General features: G+C 65.0%; 14 protein-coding genes and 2 pseudogenes. 10 read left to right on the forward strand and 6 right to left on the reverse strand.

The features are described from left to right. Positions 1-54: 54 nt before the first annotated feature. Positions 55-432 (reverse strand): helix-turn-helix transcriptional regulator, encoded by a 378-nt coding sequence (locus tag OPF83_RS10090; RefSeq protein ID WP_264887307.1) that lies wholly within the window; start codon positions 430-432, stop codon positions 55-57. Positions 433-532: 100 nt separating this feature from the next. Here OPF83_RS10090 and arsB point away from each other — a divergent pair, with 100 nt between their 5' ends. From arsB to OPF83_RS17490, 6 genes and pseudogenes are all read left to right on the forward strand, one after another. After that, the gene (gene arsB, locus OPF83_RS10095) at positions 533-1,645 is read left to right on the forward strand and encodes an ACR3 family arsenite efflux transporter (protein ID WP_264887308.1); all 1,113 of its coding nucleotides are present in this window, start codon (positions 533-535) and stop codon (positions 1,643-1,645) included. Then, positions 1,642-2,091: an arsenate reductase ArsC gene (locus OPF83_RS10100; RefSeq protein ID WP_264887309.1), complete on the forward strand. Its 450-nt coding sequence runs from the start codon at positions 1,642-1,644 to the stop codon at positions 2,089-2,091. Before arsB ends, OPF83_RS10100 begins: the two co-directional genes overlap by 4 nt. Positions 2,092-2,316: 225 nt before the next feature. Beyond that, positions 2,317-3,006, forward strand: coding sequence for a low molecular weight phosphatase family protein (locus OPF83_RS10105; RefSeq protein ID WP_375546246.1), 690 nt, complete (start codon positions 2,317-2,319; stop codon positions 3,004-3,006). Positions 3,007-3,102: 96 nt separating this feature from the next. Further along, complete coding sequence (locus OPF83_RS10110; RefSeq protein ID WP_264887311.1) at positions 3,103-4,488, forward strand: TrkH family potassium uptake protein; 1,386 nt, start codon at positions 3,103-3,105, stop codon at positions 4,486-4,488. A 19-nt stretch (positions 4,489-4,507) separates the two neighbouring features. Next, positions 4,508-5,146 (forward strand): TrkA family potassium uptake protein, encoded by a 639-nt coding sequence (locus OPF83_RS10115; RefSeq protein ID WP_264887313.1) that lies wholly within the window; start codon positions 4,508-4,510, stop codon positions 5,144-5,146. Positions 5,147-5,440: 294 nt separating this feature from the next. Next, positions 5,441-6,220: pseudogene (locus OPF83_RS17490) on the forward strand (glycosyltransferase 87 family protein); the annotation flags it as partial. A gap of 306 nt (positions 6,221-6,526) precedes the next feature. On the opposite strand, the gene OPF83_RS17495 reads toward OPF83_RS17490, so the two are convergent. Further along, positions 6,527-6,892: a DoxX family protein gene (locus OPF83_RS17495; protein ID WP_375546249.1), complete on the reverse strand. Its 366-nt coding sequence runs from the start codon at positions 6,890-6,892 to the stop codon at positions 6,527-6,529. 69 nt (positions 6,893-6,961) lie between these two features. Then, positions 6,962-7,948 carry an LLM class flavin-dependent oxidoreductase gene (locus OPF83_RS10125; RefSeq protein WP_264887316.1) on the reverse strand — a complete coding sequence of 329 codons (987 nt, stop codon included), beginning with the start codon at positions 7,946-7,948 and terminating at the stop codon, positions 6,962-6,964. Positions 7,949-8,365: 417 nt separating this feature from the next. Between OPF83_RS10125 and OPF83_RS10130 the strand changes: the two genes are divergently transcribed. Then, complete coding sequence (locus OPF83_RS10130; RefSeq protein ID WP_264887317.1) at positions 8,366-8,752, forward strand: hypothetical protein; 387 nt, start codon at positions 8,366-8,368, stop codon at positions 8,750-8,752. Positions 8,753-8,811: 59 nt separating this feature from the next. Here the strand turns inward: OPF83_RS10130 and OPF83_RS10135 are convergent, their stop codons facing one another. From OPF83_RS10135 to OPF83_RS10145, 3 genes and pseudogenes are all read right to left on the reverse strand, one after another. Further along, a complete protein-coding gene (locus OPF83_RS10135) occupies positions 8,812-9,378 on the reverse strand; it encodes an SRPBCC domain-containing protein (RefSeq protein WP_264887318.1) in 567 nt (188 codons plus the stop codon). Continuing rightward, positions 9,375-9,632, reverse strand: a pseudogene (locus OPF83_RS10140) (acyl-CoA thioesterase); the annotation flags it as partial. The pseudogene OPF83_RS10140 and the gene OPF83_RS10135, both read right to left, overlap by 4 nt. An 18-nt stretch (positions 9,633-9,650) precedes the next feature. After that, positions 9,651-9,797 (reverse strand): thioesterase family protein, encoded by a 147-nt coding sequence (locus OPF83_RS10145; RefSeq protein WP_264887319.1) that lies wholly within the window; start codon positions 9,795-9,797, stop codon positions 9,651-9,653. 278 nt (positions 9,798-10,075) lie between these two features. Here OPF83_RS10145 and OPF83_RS10150 point away from each other — a divergent pair, with 278 nt between their 5' ends. The 3 genes from OPF83_RS10150 to OPF83_RS10160 all read left to right on the forward strand — a co-directional run bounded on the left by OPF83_RS10150 (position 10,076) and on the right by OPF83_RS10160 (position 14,310). Further along, positions 10,076-10,471 (forward strand): (deoxy)nucleoside triphosphate pyrophosphohydrolase, encoded by a 396-nt coding sequence (locus tag OPF83_RS10150; protein WP_264887320.1) that lies wholly within the window; start codon positions 10,076-10,078, stop codon positions 10,469-10,471. Further along, positions 10,468-13,680: a DUF3427 domain-containing protein gene (locus OPF83_RS10155; RefSeq protein WP_264887321.1), complete on the forward strand. Its 3,213-nt coding sequence runs from the start codon at positions 10,468-10,470 to the stop codon at positions 13,678-13,680. Before OPF83_RS10150 ends, OPF83_RS10155 begins: the two co-directional genes overlap by 4 nt. A 330-nt stretch (positions 13,681-14,010) precedes the next feature. After that, a complete protein-coding gene (locus OPF83_RS10160) occupies positions 14,011-14,310 on the forward strand; it encodes an EthD family reductase (RefSeq protein ID WP_264887322.1) in 300 nt (99 codons plus the stop codon). The last annotated feature ends 184 nt before the right edge of the window (positions 14,311-14,494 follow it).

The raw sequence follows: 14,494 nt of genomic DNA on the forward strand, positions 1-14,494 counted from the left end.
GATCTCGCACGGGCAGCCCTCTGTCAGCCTTCCGCCCCGGGGAGCAATTGCGCATCAAGACAGGTCGAGGAATCCGCGCAACTGCTCCAAGGCGCCACGGGCCACGGTGTAGTACGCCCATCTGCCACGCTGCTCACGGGTCAGCAGACCTACGTCGACGAGACGTTTGAGGTGATGACTGACCGTGGGTTGGCTGATGTCCACCACATCGAGAAGGTCGCAGGCGCACACGGATTCGCAACCACGCGCCGCGATATGCGACAGGAGCCTGAGCCGCGTGGGGTCGGCCAACGCCTTGAACCCGGCGGCCATTGACTCCGCGGTGGGGGCGTCAACGGGCGTGCGCGAGAGCGAGCAGCATCCGCCCGCCGCGGGGTCGCCGACCAGCGCCGCGCCTGCCACTGAACTCGTCGTCGTCGTTGTCGTCGTCATACCCTCACCGCCTCCCCGCTAGGTCAGATTGACGATCATCAATATGCCATCCTAGCCTCATCCATAGATATACATCGATCTGACGGGAGCCTCGCCACTGATGAGCGCCACCACTTCTGCGCGCAGTGCCGCCCCGGTCGCCAAGGAGATGTCGTTCCTCGATCGCTACCTGGCCGTCTGGATCCTCGCGGCGATGGCCGCCGGACTAGTCCTGGGCCGCTTCGTCCCCGGCCTGGACCGCGCCCTCGATTCGGTGCAGGTCGGCGGCATCTCGGTCCCCATCGCCGTGGGCCTGCTGGTCATGATGTACCCCGTCCTGGCCAAGGTGCGCTACGACGAGACCCACCGGGTGACCGGCGACCGGAAGCTGCTCGGACTGTCACTGCTACTCAACTGGATCGTCGGCCCGGCATTCATGTTCACGCTCGCCTGGGTGTTCCTTCCTGACCTGCCGGAGTTCCGCACAGGGCTGATCATCGTCGGCCTGGCCCGCTGCATCGCCATGGTGTTCATCTGGAACGACCTGGCGTGCGGCGACCGCGAGGCGGCGGCCGTCCTGGTGGCCATCAACTCGGTCTTCCAGGTGGTGGCCTTCGGCGCGCTGGGCTGGTTCTACCTGCAGATCCTGCCCGGCTGGCTGGGGCTGGAGAAGGTGTCGGCGGAGTTCTCGGTGTGGGCGATCGTGCTGTCCGTGCTGGTCTTCCTCGGCATCCCCTTGCTCGCCGGCTTCGCCACGCGCGTTCTCGGCGAACGCGCGAAGGGCCGCACCTGGTACGAGGAGACGTTCCTGCCGCGGATCGGCCCGTGGGCGCTGTACGGCCTGCTGTTCACGATCGTCCTGCTGTTCTCGATGCAGGGCGAGGCCATCACCTCGCATCCGCTCGACGTAGCCCGGATGGCGATCCCTCTACTCCTGTACTTCGTCCTGATGTTCTCGGCCAGCCTCCTGCTCGCCCGTGGCGTGGGGCTGAACTACGCCAAGTCCACCTCGGTGGCGTTCACGGCGGCGGGAAACAACTTCGAGCTCGCGATCGCGGTATCGATCGGCACGTTCGGTATCGCCTCGGGCCAGGCGCTCGCCGGCGTCGTGGGTCCGCTCATAGAGGTCCCCGTGCTGGTCGGCCTGGTCTACGTCGCACTGTGGCTCGGCCCGCGCCTGTTCCCCGGCGACCCCACTCTCCCGAACCGCTCGACCACCGGAGCCCGGTCATGAGCAACGCCCCAGACGCGGCCGACGCCGTGGACGCCCAGGGAGTCCCGAGTGTCCTCTTCGTCTGCGTCCACAACGCAGGCCGCTCACAAATGGCCGGCGGCTACCTCGAGCACCTGGCAGGCGGACGGATCGAGGTCCGTTCCGCCGGTTCGGAGCCCGCGGACCAAGTCAACCCGGCCGCGGTGGCGGCGATGGCCGAGGACGGAATCGACATCACCGCGGCGTCGCCCAAGGTCCTCACCACCGACGCGGTCCGCGCCTCCGACGTGGTGATCACCATGGGCTGCGGTGACACCTGCCCGATCTTCCCCGGCAAACGCTACGAGGACTGGGATCTCGCCGACCCCGCAGGCCAGGGCCTCGACGCCGTCCGCCCGATCCGGGACGAGATCAAGCAGCGCATCACCGCGCTCATCGCCGACCTCCTCCCGCCCCCGGCATTCTGAACCCGGCAATCTGAGGTTTCTCCAAGAGTGCGTGGTCCTGCATGAAAAGCCGGTAAATGAACGACAAATGCCTTCCGTCACCGGCGTGGCCGCGGTAATAATCAGCTCAGGCACACCGCCCGACCGGCCACGATCCGGGTCGGGGGCCCCGCCCGACCAGTGCCCTCCGGCGACGGCCCCCTTCCCGCCCCGCAACGCTCCATGCTGACGTGAAGGGATCCCGCCATGTCGACATCACTTCCGACCACCGCCGACGATCCGACCGTTCCCGTCCCGGACACTCCCGCGGACACCCCCACGCTCGATGTGCACGCGCTCAACGCGGACGCGAGCGCCCTGGCCCGCAAGTTCGACGGGATGGTGTCCGAGGAGACCATCGAGCGGATCGTCTACGAGTCGTACACGACCCTGCACCGCTCGGCGCGGGTCAAGACGCACCTCGCGGCACTCGCCAAGCATTTCGCCGAGGACCGTATCCGAGCGCTCGCCGTGGCTCGCGGCGCGATCGAGGCGACGGTCCCTCAGGTCCTTTTCGTCGACGCGCGCAACTCGGGTCGTTCCCAGATCGCCTCGGCTCTGCTCACGCACTATGCGGGCGGCAACGTGGAGGTCCGCTCCGCGGGCACGAACCCGGGCCACGAGGTGCACCCGGAGGTCTACGAGGCGATGAACGACCGCGGCGTGGCCCTGCTCCGCGCGTTCCCCAAGCCGCTCACCGACGACGTGGTGCGGGTCTCCGACTACGTGGTGATCCTGGGTGACGTGGACGAACCGCCGCGATACTCGGGCAAGGAGTACCTGACCTGGGACGTGGCCCCGGCCAAGGGCGCGTCCGCGGACGAGGTCCGGGCGATCATCGACGACGTGGATACGCGCGTGCGGGCCCTGTGGGAGGAGATCCGCACCGACGAGTGACGGCCAGGCCCGGTTGGACACCGGGCCTGCCCCGGCACGCCGCGACGGTGAGCCTGGTATTCCCTGACCCGCCGCCGAGGTCTACTGTGACTGCTCGTGATCGTGTACGGGCACACGCCCTCACCCACTCTCCGGCGACTCGTCGAGCGCCTGAGGCTCAGCCCTGTGCGCGTCGTGACGCTGAGCTTCGCCGCGGCGATCGTCCTGGGGACCGGGCTCTTGCTGCTGCCCGCCTCGTCGGTCGGCAGTGCGCCCACCTCGCTCACCGACGCTGCGTTCACGGCCACCTCCGCTGTCTGCCTGACCGGGCTCATCACCGTGGACACCGCGGTCCACTGGACCCCGTTCGGTCACGGTGTGATCGTGGCGCTGATCCAGGTGGGCGGCCTGGGGATCATGACCCTCGCCTCGCTGGTGGTGCTCCTGCTCGCCAACCGGATCGGCCTCAAGGCGCGGATGAACACGGCCGCCGAGGCCCGCACCGCCGGCATCGGAGACGTCCGCGACGTGGTGATCGGCGTCGTCCGGCTCAGCCTCGGGATCGAAGCGCTCACCGCAATGGCACTGACCGCGCGGTTCGCCGTGGGATACGACGAGCCGTGGCCGCGCGCGATCTGGCTGGGCGTCTTCCACGCGGTGTCCGCGTTCAACAACGCCGGCTTCGCCGTGTTCAGCGACAACATCGTCGGTTTCGCCACCGACCCCTGGATTTGCGTGCCCCTCATGGTGGCGGTGATCCTGGGCGGGATCGGTTTCCCTGTCCTGTTCGAGATAGGACGACGACTACGACCGGCCACCGGCAGACCGTGGCGCCCCTGGAGTCTCACCACCCGCCTGACGCTCGGCACCACGGCCGCGTTGATCGTGACCGGGGTCGGCGCCGTCCTGGCCCTGGAGTGGAGCCACACGCTGCAGCCGTTCGGGCTCGCCGACAAGATCCTGGTGGCGGCGTTCCAGGGAATCATGCCGCGTACGGCAGGCTTCAACAGTGTCGACTACGGGCAGATGGACGACGCGACCCTGCTGGTGACCGACGTGCTCATGTTCATCGGCGGCGGCAGCGGAGGCACGGCCGGCGGCATCAAGGTCACCACGTTCGCGGTGTTGCTGTTCGTGATCCTCGCCGAGGTCCGCGGCGAGAAGTCCGTGACGATCTTCGACCGCCGCATCGACACCCGCGTCCAGCGGCAGGCCCTCGCGGTGGCGCTCATCGCCGTGGGGCTCGTCATGTCCTCCACGCTCGTCCTGCTGGCGGGCACGGATTTCGATCTCAACGCGCTGCTGTTCGAGGTGACCTCCGCCTTCGCGACGGTCGGACTGTCCACCGGCATCACCGCGCAGCTTCCCACCTGGGGCCAGTGGCTCCTCATCCTGCTCATGTACCTCGGCCGCATCGGTCCCATCACGATGGTCAGCGCTCTCGCCGCACGTCAACGGACGCGGCTCTACGAACTCCCCACCGAAAGGCCCCACATTGGCTAGACGATCCGCTCCCCATGTCGTGGCCGTTCTCGGCCTCGGCCGCTTCGGTCGCTCACTCGCCCTGGAACTCATGTCGCAGGGCGGCGAGGTCCTGGGCGTCGACGCCAGCGAGTCCGTCATCCAGAAGGTCTCCAGCCGACTCACCCACACCATCGTGGCCGACACGACCGATGAGGAGACCCTGCGCCAGATCTCGGTGCACGAGTGCGACCGCGCCGTGGTGGGCATGGGCTCCGACCTCGAGGCGAGCCTGCTGACCGCGTCCGCACTGGTCAACCTCGGTATCCCGTCGATCTGGGCCAAGGCGACCAGCAACTCGCACGCGAGGATCCTCAGTCAGATTGGCGTGCACCACGTGGTGCGGCCGGAGCACGACATGGGCAAGAGGGTCGCGCATCTGGTCCGCGGGCGGATGATCGACTACATCGAGTTCGACGACGGATTCGCCATGGTCAAGACCACCGCGCCGGAGTTCGCGCTCGGAAAGCCCCTCGGCAGCTCCGGTATCCGCGACTCCCACGGGGTCACGGTGGTGGCCGTCAAGCACCGGGGCGGCGGCTTCACCTACGCCACCGCGGAGACCGTCCTCCAGCCCGGCGACACGGTCATCGTCTCCGGAGCAGTCCGCGACGCCGAGAGATTCGCCGACCTCCGCTGAAAGCGCCGACCTCCCCTGAATGGCGCCGACCTCCGCTGTCCCACCCGGAGAGGGCTGGTGACCGCCGGCGACCGGGCCTCTCGCGGCGCGGCACCGAGTGCAGTCCGACCGGCTGCGTACCCTGCGGTCCATGCTGACATGCGAAGTCGTCGTCATCTCATCGCCGGCCCACGGTGAGGGGCGCTAGCGACAATGCCTCGCCTCACACACCCGCGCCTCGTCCTGACCTGGGCGGGTCTGCTCCTCACCGCGGCTGTCACGGTCATGGTCCTGGTGCAGGCCGCGACCGAGTTCATGCTGGACCTCGAGGTGTTCCAGGATGTCGGACGCGCGTTGGTCAACGGTCAGGACCTGTACTCGGAAGACTTCCCGACCCGCTCCGGGTTCCGGTTCATCTACCCGCCGTTCGGCGCAATCATCTTCGCCCCACTCGCACCGCTGGACGCGACCGTGGCGCAGGTCGTCTGGTCGGCGGCCACCATCGCCTCGGTGTGGGCGATCCTGGCCATGGTCGCCGTGCGGCTGAAGCTGGACCGTCCCGGGATCATCGCGCTCGCGTTGACCGGGGTCGCACTGCTGTCCGAGCCGCTGCGCTCGAACCTCATGTTCGGGCAGATCAACGTCTTCCTGTTCCTCATGGTCACCGCCGACGTCCTCGGGTTCACCCCCAGACGGTTCCGCGGCGTGCTGCTCGGCGTGGCCGCGGGCATCAAGATCACCCCGGCCGCGTTCGCGTTAATGTTCCTCGTCCGCAGGGACTGGGCCTCGCTGGCACGCTCGGTGGCGGCGGTGTTCGCGACGATCGTCGTGGGCCACCTGGCACGGCCGGCGGAGTCGCTGCACTTCTGGACCCACGAGTTCTGGGTGACCGACCGCGGCGGCCATCCCTGGTTCGTCCCCAACCAGGCGCTGAGCGGACTGCTGACGCGGGCCCGACTGACGCCCGAGCAGATCGAGATCCCCGTCCTCGGCTTCTTCCTGGTGGCGGCCATCGCGGCGACCTGGGGCGCTTGGCAGTTCACCCGCCGGGATCGTCCGGTCGACGCGCTGCTGCTGGTCGCGCTGGGGGTGTTCGTCGCGTCGCCCGTGGCGGTGACCCACCACTGGTCGGGCGTGATCATCGCGTTTGCCTTCCTGCTGGTCCCGCGGCGCCCGCTCGTGCGCTGGACCGTGGCGGCGCTGGCGCTCTCGCATCTGATCGGCACGCACTACGCGTACGCGCCGATCGCCGACTCCCCCGGCGAACACCTCCTGCAGTGGCTCGTCGGCAATCTCCAGGGCATGACGGGCATCGCCGCGTTCGCGGTCCTGGTCGTCGACGCGGTGCTCTCGTCGCGCGCCGGGTCGCGGACCCGGCCCGGGTCGGCGGCCCGGCCCGGGTCAGAAGCCGAATACGATGCGCCCGACGCCCAGGAACACCGCGAGGGCGCCCAGGACCAGCGCCGTGGTGTACTTCTCCCCGCGGCGGGAGTGCACCGCCACGGCGCCGATCATCACGACGCCCAGCGCGAAGGCCGCCACGATGACCAGCCACTGCAGCCCACCGACGAAGGCGGGGAGGATCACGCCGATCGCGCCCAGGATCTCGGCCCAGCCGATCGCCTTGATCGACCCGTCGGAGAAGTCCTCGACGTACGTCAGCCCCTTCTCGGCAAGCGCGGCGCGGGTGGACATGACCTTGCTGAACCCGGCGACGAGGAAGGCTCCCGCCAGAAGGACGGCAATAACCCAGAGGGCGATGTGCATGGTGTCTCTCCGATCTCGTGAATGATCGAGCGGCTGGTCAACCGGCTCGTCGGGCCGCTGACCTGGCTGCTACTCCCCGAACCACTGCCCGGCCACCAGCTCGAGTGACCGATTCCGCACGGCCGGATCGTGCGCGTAGGTGACGGTGATCAGCTCGTCGGCACCGGTCCGCTCGGCGAACTCGGCCATCTGCGCCGCGACCTTCTCGGGCGTGCCCACGGCGCTGATCTCGAGCATCGATGGGCTGGTGCCGGCGAACTCGGACGGGTCGACGGGCGGCTGGATCTTGCGCTGCCGCCCGCTACGGATGTCGAGGAACATCTGCTGCAGCGTGGTGAACTGTCGCTGCGCCTCCTCATCGGTCTCGGCGGCGAGGACATTGATCCCGGCCATCACGTACGGCTCGTCGATCTGCGCGGTGGGCTGGGAGGTGCTGAACGTCTCGCGGTAGACGCGCACGGCGTCGTCGATCTGGTCGGGCGCGAAATGCGAAGCGAGTGAGAACGGCAGGCCCAGCTGACCGGCGATGGAGGCGCCGTTGACGGTGGAGCCGAGCACCCAGATGGGTACGTCCATGCCCTGGGAGACGGACGAGAAGATGGGCGTGCTGTGCGCGGTCCCCTCCTCGCCGAACCAGCCTTGCAGGTCGAAGATGTGCCGGGCGAAGGCCTGCGGTTCGGCCGAGGAGCGAGACAGGGCCTGGGCGGTCATCCCGTCGGTGCCGGGCGCGCGTCCGAGCCCCAGGTCGATGCGCGGGCCGTGGATGTTGGCGAGCGTGCCGTACTGCTCGGCCACCATGAGCGGCGCGTGATTGGGCAGCATCACGCCGCCGGAGCCCACGCGGATCCGCTCGGTCACCGACGCCGCCTGGGAGATGAGCAGCGACGTGGCGCTGGAGGCGAGGTTGGGGGTGTTGTGGTGCTCGGCGAACCACAGCCGCGAGTAGCCCAGCCGGTCGGCCAGCTCCGCCGACTCCATGGACGCGGCGATCCCGTCGCGGGCGGTGGAGCCCTCCGGGATCGAAACCAGGTCGAGGATGCTCAGGGGGATGCTCACGAGGGCTCACCTTCTGCGGCACGGGGCCGCGGGACGGTCCGCGCCGACGGGAGGGGAAGCCGGTCCGGCGCCGGGACTGACGCTGATATGCGCCCCGATGCTACTCATTTCCCCGTGTCGGTGACGGATCACCTAGCCCCATCGGTGGCCGCGGAGGTGGCGTCGGGGACCGCCGGGATGACGACGACAAGGACGACGACGACCCCACCGTTCACCCGCCACGGTGACCTCGGCGGTCGCAGTGCGTGATAAAGCCCACCGCCCGCAAAATTACAGTCTGCGCAAGTCTGCACTTAGTGTAACTAAATGTTCTGATCGGGCCCGCCGGGAGGCCCGCGCCGTCTGTCGACACGCGCCTCCCTCCGACCCACGCCGCCCGTCGACGCACGCCGCCCTACGGAAGAGGACTTTCCACGCATGACTGACCGCTCCGAGGCCGAGGAGACCGCACCCCCGGCGATCAACCGCAAGATCTTGATGACCGTGTTGATCTCCGGGGCGTTCGTCATCATCCTCAACCAGACGCTCCTCAACACCGCGCTGCCGGCGTTCATGGAAGACTTCGGCATCACCGCCAGTGCCGCGCAGTGGGTGACGTCCATGGGTACGGCCATCCTGGTCACCATCATGGTCAGCACCGCGCGCGACCCGATGGTGTACGGCCTCGAGGGGCCGATCCACGGCGCCAACGTCGCGTTCTTCGTTTCGGGCGTCATCGCGGCCGTCGGCTTTGTGGGCGCGTTCTTCATCACCGACTCCAAGGGCCGGCCCGAGCTTGACGAGCAGGTCCGCGAGTCCGAGTAGGTGCGGGGTGCGGCGCCCATGACAACGACGACGACAACATCACCCGCGACCGCGGCTGCTCAGCGAGCCTGCGCCTCGAAGTAGTCGCGCTGGGCGGGGAAGTAATCGCTGAAGTCCGGCAGCGGACCGCCTGACAGCGAGGCCTCGAACTGGTCCAGGTAGTACTCCCATCCCGGCCCGATCTCGCCCACCGCGGCCGGGTCGATGCCGTGCATGACGAAGCGGAGTTCGGTGCCCGACGCCGAGGCCGTCAACTCGGTGGAGATGTCCCAGGTGCCGCCGCCGGAGTCGGTGCCGTCGTCGTTGTCGTCGTCGTTCCCGGCGGTGCCGTCGGCTCCGGCCTCGTTGCCCTCCTCCACCGACAGCACCCGAAGCAGGCGGGGCTCCTCGCACGCGAGGATCGTCATCCCGACCCACGGGGCGGTCTCCTCGAACCCGAGCTGGACGCGGATCGTCGCGCCGACGGCGCCCTCGCCCTCCCAGCGGCCGAACCAGCGCGCGGTGCGCTCAGGGTCGGTGAGGCCGACCCAGACGTCGGCGACCGGCAGGGGCAGGGAGCGGGTGAGGACCAGGTCGTGGCCGGCGCCCGAGCGTACGAGCCGGCCGGTCGGCGTGGGGGCGCTCATGCCGCGACCTCGTAAGTGGCGAGGGCCTGCCGGACGTCCTCCGGCGGCGCAATGGGCTTCTTGGCCTCGGAGTCCACCCACACGTAGCGATTGGATACCTCGGCCACGAGCTCGTCGCCCCGGTGCATCTGGAAGCGCAGCATCATCGAGGTGGTGCCGAGGCGGACGAGCAGGCCGGTGATCACCAGCTTGTCGCCCGGCCGGCACGGCAGCAGGAAGCGCAGGTTCGACTCCGCCACCACCATGTCGTAGCCCCGCCCGGCGAGCTCGGTCTACGGTCCCACCACCGTCTCCAGCGTCTGCAGGCTCGCGATGTCCGCGTACGCCAGGTAGTTGGCGTTGAACACGATCCCGGAGGGGTCGCACTCGTGGTAGCGCACCGTCAGCTCGGTCCGCGGCATCGCGGTGTTCGGATCCATCCCCACGTACCTCCTGGTTACCCGGCGGGCCGGCGCTCGGACCCTGGCGTACTGACGCGCAGCACCGGGCGGACCCGGCGCTGCACGGCCGAGCCGCGCCTGCGGGCAAGGCTATCGGCCACGCTGAGGGGATCACGGCATAACGGGACGACAAGGGCCAGCCGATGAAGCCCGCCCATCCCGCATCCCCGGGAGCACAAGTCCCGCCACTCACTGTCGCACCCATGAGGTATCAATAAAGCGACAAGCCGAAGCCTCATCACTCGAGCAAGGACGCAATGTCAAAGACGATCACAGTAGTTGGCGCAGTTTTCAGCTCCAGCGAAGCGGTGCTTGCGTTCCGCCGCAACGCTGACCGCTCCGCCGGCGGCCAGTGGGAGTTTCCGGGCGGCAAGGTAGAACCAAACGAAACCCCGGAAGAGGCCTTGCGTCGAGAAATCCTTGAGGAACTCGGCCTAGACGTGACTGTAGGACCTCTGATTGACCGATCAAGCACTGTCGTTGGCGAGAACACTATCGACCTTGCCTGCTATCACGTAAGCACCGATCAGTATCCAACCGAAAGCTCGGACCACGACAAGATCGTTTGGCAGCCACTTAACAAGATCGACCAACTAGATTGGGCAAAGCCAGACCTTCCGACAATTGAAAAACTCTTGAAAGCGCGCAAATGACAGAGCCACTTCCGCTCGGACTATACGAGACTCTACTGACCCAGCAGTACTCACGTCGACTTACGGCCACCGAGGCCGAAGCACACTATTCGTCACCTGACGACGATGACTTACCCCTCCTCCTGTCGCGCCACATTCAGAATCTCGTCCATGAGCGGCTTTCTGGAAAGACTTCCGCTGAGCAGCTCGCCATCGTTGAAGAACTTCTAAAGACTTTTGACGATGATCAACGAATAGCAACCAACAAGCTACTTCACGCCATAACCGCCCATGGAAATCGTCGACCAAACCGGCCCTCTCATTCACTTTCTGCCGGAGCTCTTCTCACCAACTCCCGAGACGAACCAAACCTCGGAAATGAAATCTCCCTGGAAATGGAATCCGCCGACCGGGTAGATCTGCTTTGCGCTTTCGTCAAATATTCTGGGATCCGCGTAATTGAGCATCAGCTATCCGCACTTCGACGACGCGGAGTACCTTTACGAGTAATTACCACAACATACATGGGCGCAACTGAAAAACGCGCACTGGACGTCCTTGTCCGCGATTTTGGCGCCCAGGTTCGGGTCAGCTACGAAATATCTTCGACCCGACTCCATGCAAAGGCTTGGTTGTTTCACCGCTCTAGCGGATTCAACACTGCATACATCGGTAGCTCGAATCTATCAAAGCCCGCACTTGTCGACGGACTCGAATGGAACGTCAGGCTTGCGGAAGCAACAAATGGTACGGAAATAGCGAAGTTCTCAAAAGTCTACGACTCGTACTGGAGCTCACAGGACTTCGAAGAGTACGACCCTGACCGAGACGCCGACCGCCTAACCGCCGCCCTGGGCACCGCAGATATTTTTTCGCGTCGGGAGCATTCGGCAATCCCATCACAGTCCCCCACCGGTGATTCCAGTATTGCCGATAAGGCACCACATCCACCGGCCTATTACCACGGAGAGGGAGGCTACCCTGCCGGCGCTTTACACTCCGGTAGCGAGTCGGCCCCACCCCGGCTTGAGCTTGTCCAGCCTGATGAGCTACCGGTAGCCCGCTTCACCCCCTACCCACACCAACGTCGCATGCTGGAGACGCTGGAAGTCGAACGCCGAATTTTCAACCGGCATCGAAACCTGATTGTTGCAGCTACCGGAACAGGCAAGACGGTCGTAGCGGCCCTGGACTATCTACGCCTAAGCGAAGAGACTGGCCGCCAACCAACTCTGCTTTTTGTCGCACATCGCAAGGAAATCCTCTCGCAAGCGCGTTATACATACCGTGCAGTCTTGGGCAATCCGTCATTTGGCGAACTGTTCGTCGGTGGAGAAAAGCCAGTCAGAGGCACTCACGTATTTGCGAGCATCCAGTCGATCACTCGAATGAAAGATGCACTTCTTTCAAGCGAGTGGGAAGTCATCGTTGTCGACGAGTTTCACCATGCTGAAGCCGAAACGTACCAGCGATTTATGCAGAACTTCTCGGCAGATGAGCTACTTGGCCTCACCGCAACTCCCGAGCGGGCCGACGGCGTAAACGTGAGCAAATTCTTTGGCGGAAAGGCTGCCGCGGAGCTCCGCCTTTGGGATGCACTGAACCAGGATCTACTGTGCCCATTTCACTACTATGGCATATCGGATGAAACCGACCTCACCTCGATCAAGTGGAGCGGGCAAGGATACGACACAACTCAGCTTTCAAACCTCTACACCGGCAATGACGCTCGAGCAGTCCTCGTCCTTCGGGCTCTCAACGAGAAGGTCCTCAACCCACAATCGATGCGCGCGCTTGGGTTTTGCGTCACCATCGAACATGCTGAATATATGGCGCGCTGGTTTGCTGACCATGACATTCCCGCGATTTCCATAACTTCTGGAACATCACGGGAAGACCGAGAACGTGGCGTCGCAGATCTAAAGTCAGGCCGCATAAAGTGTATTTTCACAGTCGACGTCTTCAATGAAGGTGTCGACATACCTGAAGTCGACGTTGTACTTATGCTCCGGCCGACATACAGTTCTACAATCTATATTCAGCAACTAGGCCGAGGATTGAGACGCTCACCAGGCAAGCCATTGCTTACTGTCCTCGACTTTGTTGGACATCATCGAGCCGATTTTGACCTGTCTGCTCGCTACATGATGATGACCGGACAAACACGTCGTGAGCTCGCAGACGACCTCGCGGTTGGCTATCCAACTCTCCCCGGCGCATCCCGCATAGTTCTCGATGAAATCGCACGCAAAGAAATCCTCGATTCTGTTCAACGCGCCACGTTGCGTTCCAACATGCCGGCACTTGTGGCCGACGTACGTTCGGTCGGAGCTGAGAAGACTCTCGTCGCATTCCTCGAAGCTTCTGGACGCACTCTAGACGAGGTATACCGTGCAGATCGCTCTTGGCACACCATTCTGTTGAAAGCGAAGGGACAAGCTCCTGCACCGAAGGAAGAGCATGCGTTACTAAAGCGACTGCATCGCCTACGTACTGTTGATGATCTCGATCGAATTGAGAACTACACACGCGTTGCCACTGCTATTCGCGACGGTGTCGAGATTGACCAGACAGATGCATGGGCCAGAATGTTGATTGACTTCATGCTGCCAAAAGATAAGTTCTCTAGTTTCGACGAACCGGTCGAGCAGCTTTCTGGGTACCCAAGCGTGCTTGAAGAGATTCCAGAACTGATGGAGGCTGCCCGCAACAACATAGAGATGCTTCCACTCCCACTTGGACGAGGGCTCGAGTCTCTTCCACTGAGGTCTCATGCCCGTTACCAGCGAGAGGAACTCCTTTCGGGGCTAAAATGGGCGACGCTGGATCGTCGTCCCGGTATTCACCGGGAAGGAGTTCTCTGGGCGCCCGAGGTCAACACGGACTTGTTCCTCATCAACCTACATAAGGACGAGAAGACCTTCTCAGAGACGACGAGGTATCGCGATATTCCGGTTACGAAGGATTTGTTCGACTGGGAGTCCCAGTCAACAACAAGGCAGGCTTCACCGACCGGCAGAAGGTACATAACCCATCGAGAGAATGGCACAAATATTCTACTTGCCGTTCGTAATGCCCCCAAAGATGAGTTAGGCACCGCTCCTTTTCTTCTCCTCGGGACCTCACAGCTCGAATCTTACGAAGGCGAGCGACCGATCCGTTTCCGTTGGCGGCTCGATCGATCGATGCCAGCTGAAGTGCTGGCTCAAGCATCTGTCATTGGAGCGTGATTGATTAGCAGCAACCCACCAAGCTCCGCTTGGCCAAAGTCGATTCTTCCACTCAAGGGCATGCCATTACTTGGCATCGAACTCGCTGGGAAATTGCCGTTGGGACTTGATGGCTTCGACTGCTTTCATACTCGAACGCCTTCATCCGGCCAGCCCACCCGGCCCATGATCACCGTCGGGCGGATGGTCGGCGGGGAGAAGGGTCGTTGTCGTCGTCGTTCTGGTTCTTCTCTCCTCGCCCGCGCCGGGAATCCTTGATTCCACACGCCGGTCACCACCTCGGCGGCTAGCGTCGAGCGCACCCCTTGTCACCAGCCCCCAGGAGTCCGCATGGTCACCCTCACCGTCCTGTACCCCACGCCCGGCGACGTGGACGCGTTCAACGCGCACTACTTCGACACGCACATCCCGCTGGCCGGCAAAGTCCCCGGTCTCGACGCCGCCCGCGTCACCCGGTTCCACCCCGGCCCCGACGGCTCGGCGCCCCAGTACCACCTCATGGCGCAACTCGAGTTCGCCGACGCCGAGACCATGGGCTCCGCCCTCGCGAGCGAGGAGGGGCAGGCGCTCTCCGCCGACGTGGCCAACCTCCAGGTCACGCCCGTCATGCTCACCGGCGACACGCAGTAGCCGTCCCCGATCTGCAGGGACCCCGGAACTCGGCGACCCTGCCGCCCGCCTTCAACGGGGAGCGGCAGGGACGGCCGGGATCTCGTGCAGGCCCCGCCGAACAGGATCGAGCTGCGCGTTGTCGAGCGATGTGGCCTCCTGTCAGGGCTGGACGCCCGGACACGATGGGACGTGCAACTCCCAC

The sequence above is a fragment of the Dietzia sp. NCCP-2495 genome (genome assembly GCF_026011735.1).
GTDB lineage: Bacteria > Actinomycetota > Actinomycetes > Mycobacteriales > Mycobacteriaceae > Dietzia.

Coding starts and splice junctions, on each gene's coding strand:
- OPF83_RS10105 (WP_375546246.1), top strand. CDS start 2,317: ATGTCGACATCACTTCCGACCACCGCCGACGATCCGACCGTTCCCGTC.
- OPF83_RS10090 (WP_264887307.1), bottom strand. CDS start 432: ATGACGACGACAACGACGACGACGAGTTCAGTGGCAGGCGCGGCGCTG.
- OPF83_RS10135 (WP_264887318.1), bottom strand. CDS start 9,378: ATGAGCGCCCCCACGCCGACCGGCCGGCTCGTACGCTCGGGCGCCGGC.
- OPF83_RS10155 (WP_264887321.1), top strand. CDS start 10,468: ATGACAGAGCCACTTCCGCTCGGACTATACGAGACTCTACTGACCCAG.
- OPF83_RS10145 (WP_264887319.1), bottom strand. CDS start 9,797: ATGGATCCGAACACCGCGATGCCGCGGACCGAGCTGACGGTGCGCTAC.
- OPF83_RS17495 (WP_375546249.1), bottom strand. CDS start 6,892: ATGCACATCGCCCTCTGGGTTATTGCCGTCCTTCTGGCGGGAGCCTTC.
- OPF83_RS10100 (WP_264887309.1), top strand. CDS start 1,642: ATGAGCAACGCCCCAGACGCGGCCGACGCCGTGGACGCCCAGGGAGTC.
- OPF83_RS10160 (WP_264887322.1), top strand. CDS start 14,011: ATGGTCACCCTCACCGTCCTGTACCCCACGCCCGGCGACGTGGACGCG.
- OPF83_RS10150 (WP_264887320.1), top strand. CDS start 10,076: ATGTCAAAGACGATCACAGTAGTTGGCGCAGTTTTCAGCTCCAGCGAA.
- OPF83_RS10130 (WP_264887317.1), top strand. CDS start 8,366: ATGACTGACCGCTCCGAGGCCGAGGAGACCGCACCCCCGGCGATCAAC.
- arsB (WP_264887308.1), top strand. CDS start 533: ATGAGCGCCACCACTTCTGCGCGCAGTGCCGCCCCGGTCGCCAAGGAG.